Source organism: Pseudomonas sp. NPDC088414 (assembly GCF_044753325.1).
GTDB lineage: Bacteria > Pseudomonadota > Gammaproteobacteria > Pseudomonadales > Pseudomonadaceae > Aquipseudomonas.
Window position 1 is genome coordinate 135,288 of the sequence record NZ_JBIVMY010000008.1, and the last position, 16,809, is coordinate 152,096.

At 61.2% G+C, this 16,809-nt stretch carries 14 protein-coding genes; 4 read left to right on the forward strand and 10 right to left on the reverse strand.

What is annotated here, in order from left to right:
* Nucleotides 1–96: 96 nt before the first annotated feature.
* Nucleotides 97–2,073, reverse strand: a complete 1,977-nt coding sequence (locus tag ACIP8I_RS10835; RefSeq protein ID WP_400760915.1) for a methyl-accepting chemotaxis protein — start codon at nucleotides 2,071–2,073, stop codon at nucleotides 97–99.
* Nucleotides 2,074–2,261: 188 nt separating this feature from the next.
* Entirely contained in the window at nucleotides 2,262–3,182 is a 921-nt protein-coding gene (locus tag ACIP8I_RS10840; protein ID WP_400760918.1) for a LysR substrate-binding domain-containing protein, read from the reverse strand.
* 158 nt (nucleotides 3,183–3,340) lie between these two features.
* On the opposite strand from ACIP8I_RS10840, the gene ACIP8I_RS10845 reads away from it, so the two are divergent.
* On the forward strand, nucleotides 3,341–4,735 hold the full coding sequence (locus tag ACIP8I_RS10845; RefSeq protein WP_045122177.1) for a NorM family multidrug efflux MATE transporter: 1,395 nt from the start codon (nucleotides 3,341–3,343) through the stop codon (nucleotides 4,733–4,735).
* Between the two features lie 109 nt (nucleotides 4,736–4,844).
* Here ACIP8I_RS10845 and ACIP8I_RS10850 read toward each other — a convergent pair whose 3' ends face one another.
* Complete coding sequence (locus ACIP8I_RS10850; RefSeq protein WP_400760923.1) at nucleotides 4,845–6,518, reverse strand: putative bifunctional diguanylate cyclase/phosphodiesterase; 1,674 nt, start codon at nucleotides 6,516–6,518, stop codon at nucleotides 4,845–4,847.
* 262 nt (nucleotides 6,519–6,780) lie between these two features.
* Here ACIP8I_RS10850 and rep point away from each other — a divergent pair, with 262 nt between their 5' ends.
* Together rep and ACIP8I_RS10860 are read left to right on the forward strand one after the other, a co-directional pair.
* Complete coding sequence (gene rep / locus ACIP8I_RS10855; protein WP_367082036.1) at nucleotides 6,781–8,790, forward strand: DNA helicase Rep; 2,010 nt, start codon at nucleotides 6,781–6,783, stop codon at nucleotides 8,788–8,790.
* Between the two features lie 57 nt (nucleotides 8,791–8,847).
* Nucleotides 8,848–9,420: a xanthine phosphoribosyltransferase gene (locus ACIP8I_RS10860; protein ID WP_400760926.1), complete on the forward strand. Its 573-nt coding sequence runs from the start codon at nucleotides 8,848–8,850 to the stop codon at nucleotides 9,418–9,420.
* A gap of 130 nt (nucleotides 9,421–9,550) precedes the next feature.
* Here ACIP8I_RS10860 and ACIP8I_RS10865 read toward each other — a convergent pair whose 3' ends face one another.
* From ACIP8I_RS10865 to dadA, 6 genes are all read right to left on the reverse strand, one after another.
* Nucleotides 9,551–11,473: an acetyl-CoA hydrolase/transferase C-terminal domain-containing protein gene (locus ACIP8I_RS10865; protein ID WP_400760929.1), complete on the reverse strand. Its 1,923-nt coding sequence runs from the start codon at nucleotides 11,471–11,473 to the stop codon at nucleotides 9,551–9,553.
* Nucleotides 11,474–11,608: 135 nt separating this feature from the next.
* Nucleotides 11,609–12,025 (reverse strand): c-type cytochrome, encoded by a 417-nt coding sequence (locus ACIP8I_RS10870; protein ID WP_400760958.1) that lies wholly within the window; start codon nucleotides 12,023–12,025, stop codon nucleotides 11,609–11,611.
* Between the two features lie 181 nt (nucleotides 12,026–12,206).
* Nucleotides 12,207–12,755, reverse strand: coding sequence for a cupin domain-containing protein (locus ACIP8I_RS10875; RefSeq protein WP_007920393.1), 549 nt, complete (start codon nucleotides 12,753–12,755; stop codon nucleotides 12,207–12,209).
* Between the two features lie 88 nt (nucleotides 12,756–12,843).
* Nucleotides 12,844–13,917, reverse strand: a complete 1,074-nt coding sequence (gene alr / locus ACIP8I_RS10880; RefSeq protein ID WP_400760931.1) for an alanine racemase — start codon at nucleotides 13,915–13,917, stop codon at nucleotides 12,844–12,846.
* 96 nt (nucleotides 13,918–14,013) lie between these two features.
* Nucleotides 14,014–14,367 (reverse strand): RidA family protein, encoded by a 354-nt coding sequence (locus tag ACIP8I_RS10885; protein ID WP_108588938.1) that lies wholly within the window; start codon nucleotides 14,365–14,367, stop codon nucleotides 14,014–14,016.
* Nucleotides 14,339–15,643, reverse strand: coding sequence for a D-amino acid dehydrogenase (dadA, locus tag ACIP8I_RS10890; RefSeq protein ID WP_400760933.1), 1,305 nt, complete (start codon nucleotides 15,641–15,643; stop codon nucleotides 14,339–14,341). Before dadA ends, ACIP8I_RS10885 begins: the two co-directional genes overlap by 29 nt.
* A 155-nt stretch (nucleotides 15,644–15,798) precedes the next feature.
* On the opposite strand from dadA, the gene ACIP8I_RS10895 reads away from it, so the two are divergent.
* Entirely contained in the window at nucleotides 15,799–16,287 is a 489-nt protein-coding gene (locus ACIP8I_RS10895) for an Lrp/AsnC ligand binding domain-containing protein (RefSeq protein ID WP_003177284.1), read from the forward strand.
* A gap of 143 nt (nucleotides 16,288–16,430) precedes the next feature.
* On the opposite strand, the gene ACIP8I_RS10900 is transcribed toward ACIP8I_RS10895, so the two are convergent.
* The gene (locus ACIP8I_RS10900; RefSeq protein WP_400760936.1) at nucleotides 16,431–16,784 is read right to left on the reverse strand and encodes a YkgJ family cysteine cluster protein; all 354 of its coding nucleotides are present in this window, start codon (nucleotides 16,782–16,784) and stop codon (nucleotides 16,431–16,433) included.
* Between the last annotated feature and the right edge of the window lie 25 nt (nucleotides 16,785–16,809).

Sequence of the window (16,809 nt, forward strand, 5' to 3'; positions counted from 1 at the left end):
TCGCTCCCACAGGGATCTCGGGTGTTCACAGAATCTGTGATTCACGCCGGAAACTGTGGGAGCGAGCTTGCTCGCGAAAGCTATATCAAGGCTGTATCAACGGAAGCGATCAACCTCAGAACGCAAATCCGCCGCCAGCTTCTCCAGCTCTTTCGCGGTCACGGCAAGGTTCGACACCACCTCACGCTGCTCACTGTTGGCCAGCGCAATGCTCTGCAGATTGCTGCTGAGCAAGGTGGCGGTACTGCTCTGCTCCTGCGTCGCCGTTGTAATCGCGGCAAACTGCTGCCCCGCCGAGCGGCTCTGCTCGTCGATCCGCGCCAGCGCCGACGCCACATTGGCGTTGCGCGACAGGCCTTCCTGCATCAGCAGGTTGCCCTGCTCCATGGTGCTGATGGCGTTGCCGGTTTCCTGCTGGATGCTGTGAATCATCCCGGAGATTTCGTCAGTCGCCTGACGGGTGCGCGACGCGAGGTTGCGCACCTCATCGGCGACCACGGCAAAACCACGGCCCTGTTCACCGGCACGGGCCGCTTCGATGGCCGCGTTGAGCGCCAGCAGATTGGTCTGTTCGGCAATCGAGGTGATCACGCTGACAATGCCGCCGATTTCCTGGGAGCGCTGACCGAGGGTGTTGATCACGGTGGCCGTGGTGTTCAATGCGCCAGCGATTTGCTCCAGCGAGGACGACGCTTCTTCCATCGAGCTGCGACCGATCTGCGTTTGCTGAGCGTTTTCCTGGGCCAGACGCTGGGTCGCGCCCATGTTGTCGGCGATGTTCAGCGAGGTGGCGCTGAACTCTTCAACTGCGCCGGCCATGCTGGTGATTTCGCCGGACTGCTGTTCCATGCCTTCGTACGCGCCGCCGGACAAACCGGACAGCGCCTGAGCGCGGCTGTTGACCTCTTCCGAAGAACGACGGATGTGCTCGACCATGGTCGACAGCGCCTGGCTCATCTGGTTGAACGCGCGCGACAGCTGACCGATTTCGTCGTTGCTCGCTACGTTCAGACGCACGCTCAGATCACCGGCGCCCAGCGCTTCGGCCTGACGCACCAGGTCGCCCAGCGGTTGCAGCTTGCTGCGCAGCAGCCACATCGCCGCCCCCACTGCGATCAACATCGCCAGCAGGCTGCCGATGGCGAGTTGGGTGCCGACGCTCCAGGTCACCGCGCGAATCTCGGATTTCGGCATGCTCGCCACCACCGACCACGGCCCGCCGTCGAACGGTACGGCGATGCTGTAGAAGTCTTCAGCGGTGTCGCTCCAGAACTCACCCTTGCCCGGTTTCGCCGCCAGCCCCTTGATCACCGGAACGGCCTGATCCAGCGCTTGCACACCGGCCGGGGCGACCAGCCATTTGTTTTGCTCATCGAGCAACGCCAGCGAACCGTTCTGACCAATACGGAAGCGCTTGAGGTTGGCGAACTGGGCGTTCTGTGCGTCGGTGTAGTCGAAGCCGACGAACAGCACCGCAATCACCTTGCCGCTGCCGTCGCGCACTGGCGTGTACTGAGTCATGTAGGAGCGGTCGAACAGCAAGGCTCGGCCGACATAACCTTGGCCTGCCATCAACTTCGCGTACGCCGGGTGCGCATGATCGAGCAAGGTGCCGATCGCACGAGTGCCGTCCTGCTTGGTCAGGGAAGTGCTGACGCGCACGAAGTCTTCGCCGCTGCGCACGAACAGGGTGGCGACCCCAGCGGTCATCTGCTTGAACTCGTCGACTTCCTTGAAGTTGTTGTTCAACACTTCGCTGCCCAGGTGCAGGCCCGGGGTCTGGGTGCCAGCGACACTCACCGGTTCATCCGGGTGAATGCTCAGGCCGGCACTGAAGCGCTTTTCGAACAACCCACTCAGACGCTGGGTGCTTTCGCGCAGCGTGCCGTGGAAGGTACTCAACTGGTCGGCCAGCAGTCGCGCCTCACTGGCGAGGTGTTCTTCACGGGTGGCAAGGTTGGCGGTATCCAGCGAACGCAGGGCGAACACCGTACTGCCACTGATGACAATCGCAAGAATCACGGCGAGCGCAAGACCCAGCTGCGAGGCGATCCGGGCACGAGGTTGAGACATGGACAGCTCCTGGCCGAGCCACCGGATCCTCCCTGATCGCAGCAATTGCTCGGAATGTTCTAATAATGGGGGTGAATCGTGGCAACCGGCACGGCGGTTCCACATGCTCATTTTCGGCGGTGAATGCGAATACTTGAGTAAATAGCGGGGTTATGGCCCGAGGCCGGCATTGTGCGGGCTCGAACGTTTCAGCTCAAGCGCTTGACCACCGGCAACGCCATGGCGCGCACTTCGCCTTGCAGGAAGTCGCTGAGACGGCGCAAACGTTCACCTCCCGGACGGGTTTTTGGCCACACCAGGTAATAATGCAGTCCGCTGGCGACGGCAGTCGGCCACGGCAGACTCAAGCGTCCCTGCGCGACATCCTCGGCGACCATCAGCAGATCGCCCATCGACACACCGTAGCCTCGGGCGGCGGCGATCATGCCCAATTCCAGGGTATCGAACACCTGCCCGCCCTTGAGCGACACCTGATCGGACAGGCCCATGTGCTCCAGCCAACTGCGCCAGTCGCGCCGATCCGGGGTCGGGTGCAGCAGTTCGGTGGAGGCCAGGCGTGCGACACCCCATGGCTGGTCATTCAGCAGATTCGGCGCACCCACAGGAATCAGCTCTTCCGGAAACAACAGGCTGGCCTCCCAGTCCGGCGGAAAATGCCCGTCACTCAGCAGCACGGCGCAGTCGAACGGTTCATTGTTGAAATCCACCGAGTCCACATCCATCCAGGCGCTGGTCAGTTGCACTTCGTTGCCCGGTTGTAGATGACGAAAGCGACTGAGCCGCGCCAGCAACCAGCGCATGGTCAGGGTCGACGGCGCTTTCATGCGCAGGATGTCGTCCTCGGCGCGCAAGGTGTTGCAGGCGCGCTCTAGGGCCGTAAAACCGTCACGGATCCCCGGCAACAGCATGCGCGCTGACTCGGTCAGTTGCAGGTTGCGTCCGCTGCGATGAAACAGCTTGCAGGCGAAATGCTCTTCAAGCGTGCGAATGTGCCGACTCACCGCACTCTGGGTAATCGACAACTCTTCGGCGGCACGGGTGAACGAACTGTGCCGCGCCGCCGCTTCGAATGCGCGCAGGGCATACAAGGGAGGAAGACGACGGGACATTCAGAAAGCTCCTATAGCGGGTTGTGGCCAACTTAGCAGAATCTGAACAGGATGAGTTTTAATCATGCCACCCATCCTTTTTATCCCTTTGTGCGAAAGCGTTGAAGCGCCGAGAATCGACGGTTCCCTGTTCCCTCTTTTTATGAGTGGTGATGACCATGCAGCATCCCGTGCGTACCGAACTCTGGGCCATCCTGCGGCTGGCAGGGCCGTTGATCGCTTCACAGTTGGCGCACATGCTGATGGTGCTGACCGACACCCTGATGATGGCGCGCCTGAGTCCCGAAGCGCTGGCCGGTGGTGGCCTTGGCGCGGCGAGCTATTCGTTCGTGTCGATTTTCTGCATCGGCGTGATCGCGGCGGTCGGCACCCTGGTGGCAATCCGTCAGGGCGCCGGCGACATCATCGGCGCGGCACGCCTGACCCAGGCCGGCTTGTGGCTGGCGTGGCTGATGGCGCTGGGCGCCGGGCTGCTGCTGTGGAATCTGAAACCGGTGTTGCTGCTATTCGGCCAGACCGAAACCAACGTCAACGCCGCCGGGCAATTCCTCATCGCCCTGCCCTTCGCCCTGCCCGGCTATCTGAGTTTCATGGCCCTGCGCGGCTTCACCAGTGCGATCGGCCGGGCGACACCGGTAATGGTCATCAGCCTCGGCGGCACCGTGGCCAACTTCCTGCTCAACTACGCATTGATCACCGGCATGTTCGGTCTGCCGAAACTGGGGCTGACCGGCATCGGTCTGGTCACCGCGATCGTGGCCAATTGCATGGCGCTGGCGCTGGCCTGGCACATTCGTCGGCACCCGGCGTATGACGCTTATCCAATACGCGCCGGTCTGTCGCGGCCAAATCGTCAGTACCTGAAAGAACTGTGGCGCCTCGGCCTGCCGATTGGCGGCACCTACGCCGTGGAAGTCGGACTGTTTGCCTTCGCGGCGCTGTGCATGGGCACCATGGGCAGCACGCAACTCGGCGCACACCAGATCGCTCTGCAGATCGTTTCGGTGGCGTTCATGGTGCCGGCGGGCATGTCGTATGCGATCACCATGCGCGTCGGCCAGCATTACGGCGCCGGGCAACTGAGCGATGCGCGGATGTCCGGGCGGGTCGGCATCGTCTTTGGTGCGGTGGTGATGCTGGGTTTCGCCATGGTGTTCTGGCTGCTGCCGAATCAACTGGTCGGGCTGTTCCTCGACCATAACGACCCGGCGTTTGCCGAGGTGATTCGTCTGGCCGTGAGCCTGTTGGCGGTAGCCGCGTGGTTCGAGCTGTTCGATGGCACGCAGACCATTGCCATGGGCTGCATCCGTGGGCTCAAGGACGCGAAAACCACGTTTCTGGTCGGGCTCGGCTGCTACTGGCTGATCGGCGCGCCGGCGGCGTGGTGGATGGCGTTTCACCTGCATTGGGGGCCGACTGGCGTCTGGTGGGGGCTGGCGCTGGGGTTGGCGTGTGCGGCGGTGAGTTTGACGCTGGCGTTTGAATGGAAGATGAAGCGGATGATTCGGCTGGAGCCGCAATCTCGAGGCTTCAACATCCCTCAACCTGAATGAAGTTTCCCTGTGGGAGCGAGCTTGCTCGCGAAAGCGGTGTACCTGACACGTGTATATTGAACGTGTCGCCGCCTTCGCGAGCAAGCTCGCTCCCACAGGGGTTATGTGTTCAGCTCACAATTTCGAGGGCTGGCTGCTGGCTTGAACCAAACGTCAGGTACTCAACCAGCTCCGCCAACGGCAACGGCCGGCTGATCAGATAGCCCTGCACCTGATCACAACCAAATCCGCGTAGCAGATCCAGTTGCTCCGGCGTCTCCACCCCTTCTGCCACCACTTCCAGGTGCAGGTTATGCGCGAGGTTGATCATCGCGTGCACCAGTTTGCGGTTCTCTTCGCGCTGCTCCATGCCGCCGACGAAGCTCTTGTCGATCTTCAGCAAGGTGATCGGCAAGCTGTTGAGGTGCACGAACGAGGAGAAACCGGTGCCGAAGTCATCCAGCGAGAAACGCACGCCGAGGCGGCCGAGGGCGTCCATGGTCTGTTTGACCAGATCGCTGCGGCGCATGACGGCGGTTTCTGTGAGTTCAAATTCCAGCCACTGCGCCTCGACCCCACGCTCGGCAATCAATCGACTGAGGGTCGGTAGCAACTGGCTGTCCTGAAACTGGCGGAACGACAAATTGATCGCCATGTGCAGCGCCGGCAGCCCGCGCTCGCGCAGCGCCTGCATGTCGCGCAGGGCGCGGGAAATCACCCAGTAACCCAGCGGCACGATCAACCCGCTCTGCTCGGCCAATGGCACGAATTCGCTCGGCGGCAACAGACCGCGTTCGCCATGGCGCCAGCGCACCAGCGCTTCGAGACCGACGATCTGCCCGTCCGCCAGATTCAGCCGTGGCTGGTAGTGCAACTCCAGTTCATCGCGACGCAGGGCCCGGCGCAGTTCGCTTTCGAGGTCGGCCATGCTCCGTGCGTTGCGGTTGATGCGCTCGTTAAAAATATGGAAAGTACAGCCCTGCGTGCTCTTGGCCTGCTGCATGGCGATGTGCGCATGCCACATCAGCGGATCGGCGCCGCCCTGCGCACGGGCATGGGCGATGCCGAGACTGGAGCCGATCAACAGGCTTTCGCCATCGACCCAATACGGTTCGGACAGGGCTTCGGTGATGCGTTCGGCCATCCACTCGGCGCGTTGCGGCGCACGGCGGGTGTCGATCAGCAGGGCAAATTCGTCGCTGCCCAGCCGCGCCAGTTGATCACCGGCCTCGAGCTGGCTTTTCAACCGCGCCACGACTTGCAGGATCAGCCGGTCGCCGGCCTGATGGCCGAGGGCGTCGTTGGCGTGGCGGAAGTTGTCGAGATCGAGATGCCCGAGGGCCAGGCCGCGCCCGTCGTTTTCCGCGAGGCGCGCCGCCAGCAGGGTCTGAAAACCCTGACGGTTGGCGATGCCGGTCAGCGGATCCTGTTCGGCCAGGCGTTGCAGAGTATTTTCGAGAACGCCGCGTTCACGCACGTGGCGCAGGCAGCGGCGCAGCATATCTGCGTCGAGCGCGTCGAACACCAGCCAGTCGCTGACGCCAACCGGCGCGGTAGCCGGTTCGTGTTCCAGCAGCAGCACCGTCGGCAGGCTGCAACGACCCGGGGCCGGCTGCAACGCAGGAATGGTCAACAACACCGCGTGGCGATTGTCTTCGAACAGACTGCTGACCGACTCCCAGCTCGGCGCGCTGATCAGCACCGCCGCGCTCCCCAACGGAGCCAGACACTCGCGCAATAACGCTGTCCACGCTGGCTCTTCGGCCAGTAGCAGCAAACGCAAGGGTTCGACAGGCGTAGACAAGCTAGCTCCCTAGACTCTGCAATGATGTGGGCGGGGCATTATGCCGTTGCGCGCAACAATGACCAAATGACAACGGTTATCAAAACGTTATTTTGTGTCACGAATGAGTACATTAGCCGCAAAATCACCGCGCATCCTCCGCGAAAGTAACAAAACCGGCAAATTTGAATCGCGTGGTGCGTCACAAGTCGGAGAGAGCAGCACAAATCGCTGAGCCTGTTAAAATGCCGGCCCATTTCGTCAACGACTCCCGAATTTTCGTATGTCCCGACTCAATCCCCGGCAGCAAGAAGCCGTGAACTACGTCGGCGGCCCTCTATTGGTGCTCGCCGGCGCCGGCTCCGGCAAGACCAGCGTGATCACCCGCAAGATCGCGCACCTGATCCAGAACTGCGGCATCCGCGCCCAGTACATCGTCGCCATGACCTTTACCAACAAGGCTGCGCGCGAGATGAAAGAGCGGGTCGGCACCTTGCTGCGTGCCGGCGAAGGTCGCGGCCTGACGGTCTGCACCTTCCACAACCTGGGCCTGAACATCATCCGCAAGGAGCATGTGCGGCTGGGCTACAAACCCGGTTTCTCGATCTTCGACGAGACCGACGTCAAAGCCCTGATGACCGACATCATGCAGAAGGAATACGCAGGCGACGACGGCGTCGACGAGATCAAGAACATGATCGGCGCCTGGAAAAACGACCTGATCCTGCCGGCCCAGGCGCTGGAAAACGCGCGTAATCCGAAAGAACAGACCGCTGCCATCGTCTACACCCACTACCAGCGCACGCTCAAGGCGTTCAACGCGGTGGACTTCGACGATCTGATCCTGCTGCCGGTAAAGCTCTTCGAAGAGCACGCCGACATTCTCGAAAAGTGGCAGAACAAGGTGCGTTACCTGCTGGTCGACGAATATCAGGACACCAACGCCAGCCAGTACCTGCTGGTGAAGATGCTGATCGGTAAGCGCAACCAGTTCACCGTGGTGGGCGACGACGACCAGTCAATCTACGCCTGGCGTGGTGCGCGGCCGGAAAACCTGATGCTGCTCAAGGACGATTACCCGTCGCTGAAAGTGGTGATGCTCGAGCAGAACTACCGCTCCACCAGCCGCATCCTGCGCTGCGCCAACGTGCTGATCTCGAACAACCCGCACGAATTCGAAAAGCAGCTGTGGAGCGAGATGGGCCACGGCGACGAGATCCGCGTGATCCGCTGCCGCAACGAGGACGCCGAAGCCGAGCGCGTGGCCATGGAAATCCTCAGCCTGCACTTGCGCACCGACCGTCCGTACAGCGATTTCGCGATCCTCTATCGCGGCAACTACCAGGCCAAACTGATCGAGCTGAAGTTGCAGCACCACCAGGTGCCGTACCGCCTGAGCGGTGGCAACAGCTTCTTCGGCCGCCAGGAAGTGAAGGACCTGATGGCCTACTTCCGCCTGATCGTGAACCCGGACGACGACAACGCCTTCCTGCGGGTGATCAACGTGCCGCGCCGGGAAATCGGCTCCACGACCCTGGAAAAACTCGGCAACTACGCCACCGAACGCAAGATCTCGATGTACGCCGCCACCGATGAAATCGGTCTGGGCGAACATCTCGACAGCCGCTTCACCGATCGCCTGGCGCGCTTCAAGCGCTTCATGGACAAGGTGCGCGAGCAGTGTGCCGGCGAAGACCCGATCTCGGCCCTGCGCAGCATGGTCATGGACATCGACTACGAGAACTGGCTGCGCACCAACAGTTCCAGCGACAAGGCTGCGGACTACCGGATGAGCAACGTCTGGTTCCTCATCGAAGCCTTGAAGAACACCCTGGAAAAAGACGAAGACGGCGAGATGACCGTCGAGGACGCCATCGGCAAACTGGTCCTGCGCGACATGCTGGAACGTCAGCAGGAAGAAGAGGACGGCGCCGAAGGCGTGCAGATGATGACCCTGCATGCGTCCAAAGGGCTGGAATTCCCTTACGTGTTCATCATGGGCATGGAGGAGGAAATCCTTCCGCACCGCTCCAGTATCGAAGCCGACACCATCGAAGAAGAACGCCGCCTGGCTTACGTGGGCATCACCCGCGCCCGCCAGACCCTGGCGTTCACCTTCGCCGCCAAACGCAAACAGTACGGCGAAATCATCGACTGCGCGCCCAGCCGCTTCCTCGATGAACTGCCGCCGGACGATCTGGCGTGGGAAGGCAACGACGACACACCCACCGAAGTCAAAGCCGTGCGGGGCAATAGCGCACTGGCTGATATACGCGCGATGTTAAAGCGCTAGAATTGACCACTTTTTACTAGACCTTCGGCGCACAAAGCGCCAAATGAGGACAGCTTCATGGAAGCATTGCACCAGAAAATCCGCGAACAAGGCATCGTGCTTTCCGACCAGGTCCTGAAAGTCGACGCCTTCCTGATCCTCCCGATCGACCCGGCCCTGATGAAGCTGATCGGCGACGAATTCGCCACGCTGTTCAAGGATTCGGGCATCACCAAGATCGTCACCATCGAAGCCTCGGGCATTGCCCCGGCGATCATGACCGGTCTGAACCTGGGCGTGCCGGTAATCTTCGCCCGCAAGCAACAGTCTCTGACCCTCACCGAAAACCTGCTGTCGGCGACCGTTTACTCGTTCACCAAGAAGACCGAAAGCACCGTGGCCATCTCCCCGCGCCACCTGACCAGCAGCGACCGCGTGCTGATCATCGACGACTTCCTGGCCAACGGTAAGGCCTCGCAAGCGCTGATCTCGATCATCAAACAGGCTGGCGCCACCGTGGCGGGCCTCGGGATCGTGATCGAGAAGTCGTTCCAGGGCGGCCGTGCCGAGCTGGATTCGCAGGGCTACCGCGTCGAATCGCTGGCGCGCGTCAAATCGCTGAAGGATGGCGTCGTTACCTTCATCGAGTAACCCGCCACACCGCATCACCCCTGTAGGAGTGAGCCTGCTCGCGATAGCGTAGTCTCAGTCGATATATTCGTCGGCTGAAACACCGCTATCGCGAGCAGGCTCACTCCTACAGTTGTTTTGGGTCAGGCAGTTACTGTGCGGTGGCTTTGAGGCCGGTGAGCAGCAGGCGCTGGAACAGATCTTCCTTCAAGCCTTCCGGGTTGGTCAGTTGCATACGTTCCAGGTGTTCGGGGAACAGCGATGCTTCTGGCGCATCAAGGGCAGCCTTGCCCAGCTCCAAGATCTCGCTCAGCTTGAACTTGCTCTTCAACCAGTTCAGCGCCCGCAGCAGATCCCGCTCGATCGCGCTGAAATCACAACCCAGCGGATACTCCGGAAACAGGTTCGGATGCTTCGCGGCAATCGCCTGCAAGCGTTGCGGGGTGTTGTCGGCGAATCGCGGATCGAGGCGGAAATCCTTCGGCAGTTTGCCGACCTTCTGCGCCTGTTCGATCAGCCCCGGTTGAAAGCGTGAATCGCTGATGTTCAGCAATGCCTCGATCACCACCGCATCGGACTTGCCGCGCAGATCGGCGATGCCGTACTCGGTGACCACGATGTCGCGCAGGTGCCGTGGAATCGTGCAGTGCCCGTACTCCCAGACGATGTTCGAGCTGACCTCGCCGCCGGACTCGCGCCAGCTGCGCAGGATCAGAATCGAGCGCGCATCGTGCAGCGCGTGGCCCTGAGCCACGAAGTTGTATTGCCCGCCAACACCGCTGAGCACCCGCCCGTCTTCCAGTTGATCAGCCACGCCCGCGCCCATCAGCGTCATGGTGAACACGGTATTGATGAAGCGCGCATCAAGGCGCTGCAAGCGCTTGAGCTCTTCCTGCCCGTACAGCTCGTTGATGTAGCTGATGCGGGTCATGTTGAATTCAAGGCGCTTGCTCTGCGGCAACTCGCGCAGGCGCTCGTAGAAACTGCGCGGGCCGAGGAAGAAGCCGCCGTGCACAGAGATGCCATCGGTCTGCGCCGACTCATCGAGGGTGCCGGCGTTGGCCTGCTCCTGAGTGTGCACGTCGGGGTAGACCTTGCGCCGGATGATCCCGGCATCCGCCAGCACCAGCAGACCGTTGACGAACATTTCACTGCAGCCATACAGGCCTTTGGCGAATGGCGCGGTGCCGCCCTCGCGCTCGATCAGTTGCGCCCACTGGCTGAGGTTTATGTCATTGAGCAGGGCCTGATAACCGGCGTTATCCGCCTGCCGTGCGAGCAATGCGGCGGTGAGTGCGTCGCCCATCGAGCCGATGCCGATCTGCAAGGTGCCGCCGTCGCGCACCAGGGTGCTGGCGTGCAGGCCGATGAAATGATCCTGAAAGCCCACCGGCATGTTCGGTGTGGAAAACAGCGTGCTGCTGTCCTTCGCGTCGATCAGCAAGTCGAAAGTGTCGATATCGACTTCGGCATCGCCGGGCATGTATGGCAAATCGGTGTGCACCTGGCCGACCAGCAGAATGGTTTCCCCCGCCTCACGGCGCTTGGTGATCATCGGCAACAGGTCGAGGGTGATGTCCGGATTGCAGCTCAGACTCAGGCGATCAGGATGTTCGCTACTGCTGGCGAGCAATTGTGCTACCAGATTGAGGCCGGCGGCGTTGATGTCGCGGGCAGCGTGGCTGTAGTTGCTGCTGACGTAATCCTGCTGGGCCGGCGCGCTGTTGAGCAGGCTGCCGGGCTGCATGAAGAACTGTTCGATGCGGATGTTGGCGGGCAGGCTGTCACGCTGCAGATCGGCGAGGAAATCGAATTCGGGGTAGTCGCCGAACACGCGCTCGACGAAGGGTTCGATGAAGCGCTTCTGCAGACCGTCTCCCAGCGTCGGCCGCCCCAGGCACAGCGCGGTGTACATCGTCAGTTGTCGCTCGGGCAGATCCTTGATCCGCCGGTACAGCGCGTTGACGAAGTGATTGGGCTTGCCCAGCCCCAGCGGCATGCCCATGTGGATATGCGCCGGCAAGCGTGCGAGCACCTCGTCCACTGCCTGTTCAATCGAACACAACTGCACCATCTGAAGCCTCCTGCCCATTCCGTGAATAGAGGTAGACCGAGCTTGCCTCGACTTTGCTGCAAAGGACAGCGAAAGCCGTGAATCGCAGGCACAAAAAAACCGTCCGAAGACGGTTTTTTTCGTCAGAAGCGCGGCTTACTTCAGGCCGGACATCTTCTGGATCGCGCCCTTCAACTCGTCATCCGAGCAGTCGGCGCAGGTGCCTTTGGGTGGCATCGAGTTCAGGCCGCTAATGGCTTTGGCCAGCAGGCCGTCGAGGCCGCCCTGGTGATCGGCACGGTCTTTCCAGGCCGCTGCGTCACCGATTTTCGGTGCGCCCAGCAGGCCCGTGCCGTGGCAAGCGTTGCAATGTTTTGCAATCACTTCATCAGGGGTTTTCGCCCCACCGCCGCCGCCAGCGGAGGCAGCGACTTCCATGCCCTTGCATTCCTGCCCCTGAACACACACCTGGCCGACTGGCTCGAGGCGCTTGGCAATGTCGTCATTCGTCGCAGCTTGAGCGCTGACAGCCCAGAGGGCCAGTACGGTTGCTGGTGCGGCCAGCATTTTCATAATTAGGTTCACGCGTTCACCCTCAATGGTGGCTATTCACGCCTGCGGCCACGGTTCGCAGGCGGGCGCAAGTATAGCGGGTAGCCCGCCACACTGAAACAACCCCATAGTCGAAGGGGTTATACCGCGCTGTGGAAAACTCTGCGGACGCCTTTGCCGTCATGGTCTGGCGCCTCTCTGTTTAAAAATTCGCCGGCGTGGCTGCGCTGATTAGTCGCGCAGGCGCGTCGAACGGATTACGGAAACGATGCGGCTTGGTACTTTCAAAGTAGTAGCTGTCGCCGGCTTCGAGAATAAAAGTTTCCAGGCCCACCACCAGTTCCAGACGCCCCTCCACCAGAATCCCGGTTTCTTCGCCCTCATGGGTGAGCATTTCTTCGCCAGTATCAGCGCCCGGCGGATAGATTTCGTTGAGAAACGCGATGGCCCGGCTCGGGTGCGCACGGCCGACCAGTTTCATGGTCACCGCGCCGTCGGAAATGTCGATCAGCTCGTTGGCCTTGTAGACGATCTGGGTCGGGACTTCCTGCAGGATTTCTTCGGAAAAGAACTCGACCATGGACATGGGAATCCCGCCCAGAACCTTCCTCAGCGAACTGATCGAAGGGCTGACGCTGTTCTTTTCGATCATCGAAATAGTGCTGTTGGTGACGCCCGCGCGTTTGGCGAGTTCACGCTGGGAAAGCCCTTTGAGCTTGCGGATCGATTGCAGTCGTTCACCGACGTCCAAGGCGGGAGCCTCCTGATGTTGTAAGAATATTGAGCGTTATCATGGCGACAGCGTTCAGTATTTACAACACTTGGTCCCCGCAGTGGCTTCAACCCTCGGAATAGAGCCTTGGCACCCGACGCAGGTTGCAGAAGATCTGGTACGGAATGGTGTCCGCCCACTGCGCCACTTCGCTGGCGAGGATGCTTTTGCCCCACAGCTCGACGGTCGAACCGAGGTCGGCTTCCGGCACATCGGTAAGGTCGATGCACATCATATCCATCGACACCCGGCCAAGAATCCGGCTGCGTTTGCCGGCCACCAACACCGGAGTGCCCGTCGGTGCCTGACGCGGGTAGCCATCGGCATAACCCATGGCAACCACGCCGATGCGCATCGGTTTGTCGGTGACGAATTTGGCGCCATAACCGATCGGCTCGCCGGCGGGCAGTTCGCGCACACAGATGACTTTCGATTCGAGGGTCATCACCGGTTGCAGGCGCTCGGCCACGGCGTTGGCTTCTTCGAACGGCGTGGCGCCGTAAAGCATGATGCCCGGGCGCACCCAGTCGCTGTGAATCTGCGGCCAACCGAGCACCGCCGGCGAGTTGCGCAGGCTGACTTCAGCCGCCAGGCCCTGACGCGCCGCCTCGAATACCGCGACCTGATCGGCACTGCTCTGCTCATGCAGTTCATCAGCACGAGCGAAGTGGCTCATCAGCACGATCTTCGCCACTTTGCCGCTGGCCAGCAGACGCTGGTAGGCCGCCGCGTAATCCTTCGGATGCAGGCCCACACGGTGCATGCCGGAATCGAGCTTGAGCCACACGGTGATCGGTTTGCTCAGGGCAGCCTGCTCGATCGCTTCGAGTTGCCACAGCGAATGCACCACGGTCCAGAAATCATGCTCGACGATCAGCGCCAGTTCATCGGCTTCGAAGATCCCTTCGAGCAGCAGCACCGGGGCCTTGATCCCGGCCGCGCGCAGCTCCAGTGCTTCTTCGATGCAGGCTACGGCAAACCCGTCGGCCTCTGTTTCCAGCGCCTGGGCGCAGCGCACCGCACCATGACCGTAGGCATCAGCCTTGATCACAGCCAGCGCCTTGGCGCCGGTGACTTCGCGGGCAATTCGGTAGTTGTGACGCAGGGCTTCTAGGTCGATCAGGGCACGGGCAGGACGCATGGCGGCAGACTTCTAGGCGGTCATGGAAATAAAAAACCGGCGCCGACTGACGACGTGAACCGCCAACAGCGCCGGGAGAGGGATCTTTACAACGGGTTACGGCAGCGCGGCGACGATAGAGATTTCTACCAGAATGCTCGGCTTGGCCATCTTCGCTTCGACGGTGGCGCGAGCCGGAGCAGCACCTTTGGGCAGCCACTGATCCCACACCGAGTTCATCCCGGCAAAGTGCGCCTCGATGTCGTTCAGGTAGATCGTTGCCGAAAGCAGATGCTGCTTGTCAGTCCCGGCCAGATCCAGCAAACGCTCGATGTTGGCGAGCACGTCGCGGGTCTGCTGTTCGACCCCGGCATTGAAGTCATCGCCGACCTGACCGGCCAGATACACGGTGCCGTTGTGGCTGACGATCTGACTCATGCGCTCATTGGTGAGCTGGCGCTGGATTGCCATGTTTTGCGGACTCCTGAGGCTTGTTGCCGTAACGGGAAATATCGAGGCCTTCGGCGCTGATCTGCGGTTTTTTCTTCGCCATCAGATCGGCCAGCAAACGACCGGAACCGCACGCCATGGTCCAACCCAGGGTGCCGTGACCGGTGTTGAGGAACAGGTTCTTGAACGGCGTGGCGCCCACGATCGGCGTGCCGTCCGGGGTGGTCGGACGCAGACCGGTCCAGAAGCTCGCCTCGGCCAGATTGCCGCCCTGAGGATAAAGGTCGTTGACGATCATCTCCAGGGTTTCGCGCCGACGCGGATTCAGCGACAGGTCAAAACCGGCGATCTCCGCCATGCCGCCGACGCGGATGCGGTTGTCGAAACGGGTGATCGCAACCTTGTAGGTCTCGTCGAGAATGGTCGAAGTCGGGGCCATGGCCGGGTTGGTGATCGGCACGGTCAGCGAGTAACCCTTGAGCGGATACACCGGAGCCTTGATGCCCAGCGGCTTGAGCAATTGCGGCGAGTAGCTGCCGAGGGCCAGCACGTAGCGGTCGGCGGTTTCCAGCTTGCCGTCGATCCATACACCGTTGATGCGGTCACCGGCGTAGTCGAGGCGCTGGATGTCCTGGCCGAAGCGGAACTCCACACCGAGTTTCACGGCCATTTCCGCCAGACGCGTGGTGAACATCTGGCAGTCGCCGGTCTGGTCGTTCGGCAGACGCAGAGCACCGGCGAGGATGTCGGTGACATTGGCCAGGGCCGGCTCGACGCGGGCAATACCGGCGCGGTCGAGGACTTCAAACGGCACGCCGGATTCTTTCAGCACGGCGATGTCCTTGGCGGCGCCATCGAGCTGTGCCTGAGTGCGGAACAGTTGCGTGGTGCCGAGGCTGCGGCCTTCGTAGGCGATGCCGGTTTCGGCGCGCAGTTCATCGAGGCAGTCGCGACTGTACTCGGACAGACGCACCATGCGCTCCTTGTTCACCGCGTAACGGCTGGCGGTGCAGTTGCGCAGCATCTGCGCCATCCACAGGTACTGATCGATGTCGGCAGTGGCCTTGATCGCCAGCGGCGCGTGGCGCTGCACCAGCCACTTGATGGCCTTGAGCGGCACGCCCGGTGCGGCCCACGGCGAGGCATAACCCGGAGACACCTGGCCGGCGTTGGCGAAACTGGTCTCCATGGCAACGGCTGGCTGCCGGTCGACCACCACCACTTCAAACCCGGCACGGGCCAGATAGTAAGCACTGGCGGTACCGATGACGCCGCTACCCAAGACCATTACGCGCATTTTGTATCCCTCATCGCGGCAGGGCCGCGTACGTCTGTTGTTAGAGCAATGATGCGCGCAGTGTAAAAAAGAATGGCCAGTGCATTTCACTATATAAGCGCCTATATTTGGCGACAATTCTCGGCAAAAACCCTTTTCACGGAGGCGCATCCCCTATGCGTACCAACACTCAGACCAAACGTGAGCTGGACAAGATCGACCGCAACATCTTGCGGATCCTGCAGGCGGACGGGCGCATATCGTTTACCGAACTTGGGGAAAAGGTTGGTCTTTCCACCACACCGTGTACGGAGCGGGTGCGGCGGCTGGAGCGGGAAGGGATCATCATGGGCTACAACGCCCGGCTCAATCCGCAGCATTTGAAGGGTAGCCTGCTGGTGTTCGTCGAGATCAGTCTGGATTACAAATCCGGCGACACGTTCGAGGAGTTCCGCCGCGCGGTGCTGAAACTGCCGCACGTGCTGGAATGCCACCTGGTGTCAGGGGATTTCGACTATCTGGTGAAGGCGCGGATTTCCGAGATGGCCTCGTACCGCAAACTGCTGGGCGACATTCTGTTGAAGCTGCCGCATGTGCGTGAGTCCAAAAGCTATATCGTGATGGAAGAGGTGAAGGAGAGCCTGAGCTTGCCGATTCCGGACTGAGATTTGTGCTGCCTGATCCGGCCCCATCGCTGGCAAGCCAGCTCCCACAGGTTCAGTGGTTAGCACATATTCTGTGAGCGACAACGATCACTGTGGGAGCTGGCTTGCCAGCGATTGGGTCGACTCGGTTCACCGCAATTGCGTTAAACCAGCACCTGCCGATTCGAGGCCATGTACTCGAAGATCTGCTTTTCAACGCGCGGGTGAATCAACTCCACTGGCCCCCGCCCGTTCGGACACGGCAGGGTTTTGGTGGTACCGAACAGGCGGCAAATCAACGGCCGCTCGCCATACACCGTGCAGCCATTCGGCCCCAGGTGCACACAGTTCAACTCATCCATCGCCGCATCCTGCTCGGCGCGGGTCTTGCGCGGCAGGCGGGCCATTTCTTCCGGCGAAGTGGTCACCGGTCCACAGCAGTCATGGCAGCCGTGCACGCACTCGAATGAGGGGATCTGCTGACGCAGGGTGCGGATTTTCTGGCTGTTGCAGCTCATCGAAACAGTAACCCACATGAAATAG

What these genes read in the sequence shown, in the direction of transcription:
- ACIP8I_RS10865 (WP_400760929.1), bottom strand. Translation starts at nt 11,473, where the DNA reads ATGGTGCAGTTGTGTTCGATTGAACAGGCAGTGGACGAGGTGCTCGCA.
- ACIP8I_RS10860 (WP_400760926.1), top strand. Translation starts at nt 8,848, where the DNA reads ATGGAAGCATTGCACCAGAAAATCCGCGAACAAGGCATCGTGCTTTCC.
- ACIP8I_RS10845 (WP_045122177.1), top strand. Translation starts at nt 3,341, where the DNA reads ATGCAGCATCCCGTGCGTACCGAACTCTGGGCCATCCTGCGGCTGGCA.
- ACIP8I_RS10885 (WP_108588938.1), bottom strand. Translation starts at nt 14,367, where the DNA reads ATGGCAATCCAGCGCCAGCTCACCAATGAGCGCATGAGTCAGATCGTC.
- alr (WP_400760931.1), bottom strand. Translation starts at nt 13,917, where the DNA reads ATGCGTCCTGCCCGTGCCCTGATCGACCTAGAAGCCCTGCGTCACAAC.
- ACIP8I_RS10895 (WP_003177284.1), top strand. Translation starts at nt 15,799, where the DNA reads ATGCGTACCAACACTCAGACCAAACGTGAGCTGGACAAGATCGACCGC.
- ACIP8I_RS10840 (WP_400760918.1), bottom strand. Translation starts at nt 3,182, where the DNA reads ATGTCCCGTCGTCTTCCTCCCTTGTATGCCCTGCGCGCATTCGAAGCG.
- ACIP8I_RS10870 (WP_400760958.1), bottom strand. Translation starts at nt 12,025, where the DNA reads ATGAAAATGCTGGCCGCACCAGCAACCGTACTGGCCCTCTGGGCTGTC.
- ACIP8I_RS10835 (WP_400760915.1), bottom strand. Translation starts at nt 2,073, where the DNA reads ATGTCTCAACCTCGTGCCCGGATCGCCTCGCAGCTGGGTCTTGCGCTC.
- dadA (WP_400760933.1), bottom strand. Translation starts at nt 15,643, where the DNA reads ATGCGCGTAATGGTCTTGGGTAGCGGCGTCATCGGTACCGCCAGTGCT.
- rep (WP_367082036.1), top strand. Translation starts at nt 6,781, where the DNA reads ATGTCCCGACTCAATCCCCGGCAGCAAGAAGCCGTGAACTACGTCGGC.
- ACIP8I_RS10900 (WP_400760936.1), bottom strand. Translation starts at nt 16,784, where the DNA reads ATGAGCTGCAACAGCCAGAAAATCCGCACCCTGCGTCAGCAGATCCCC.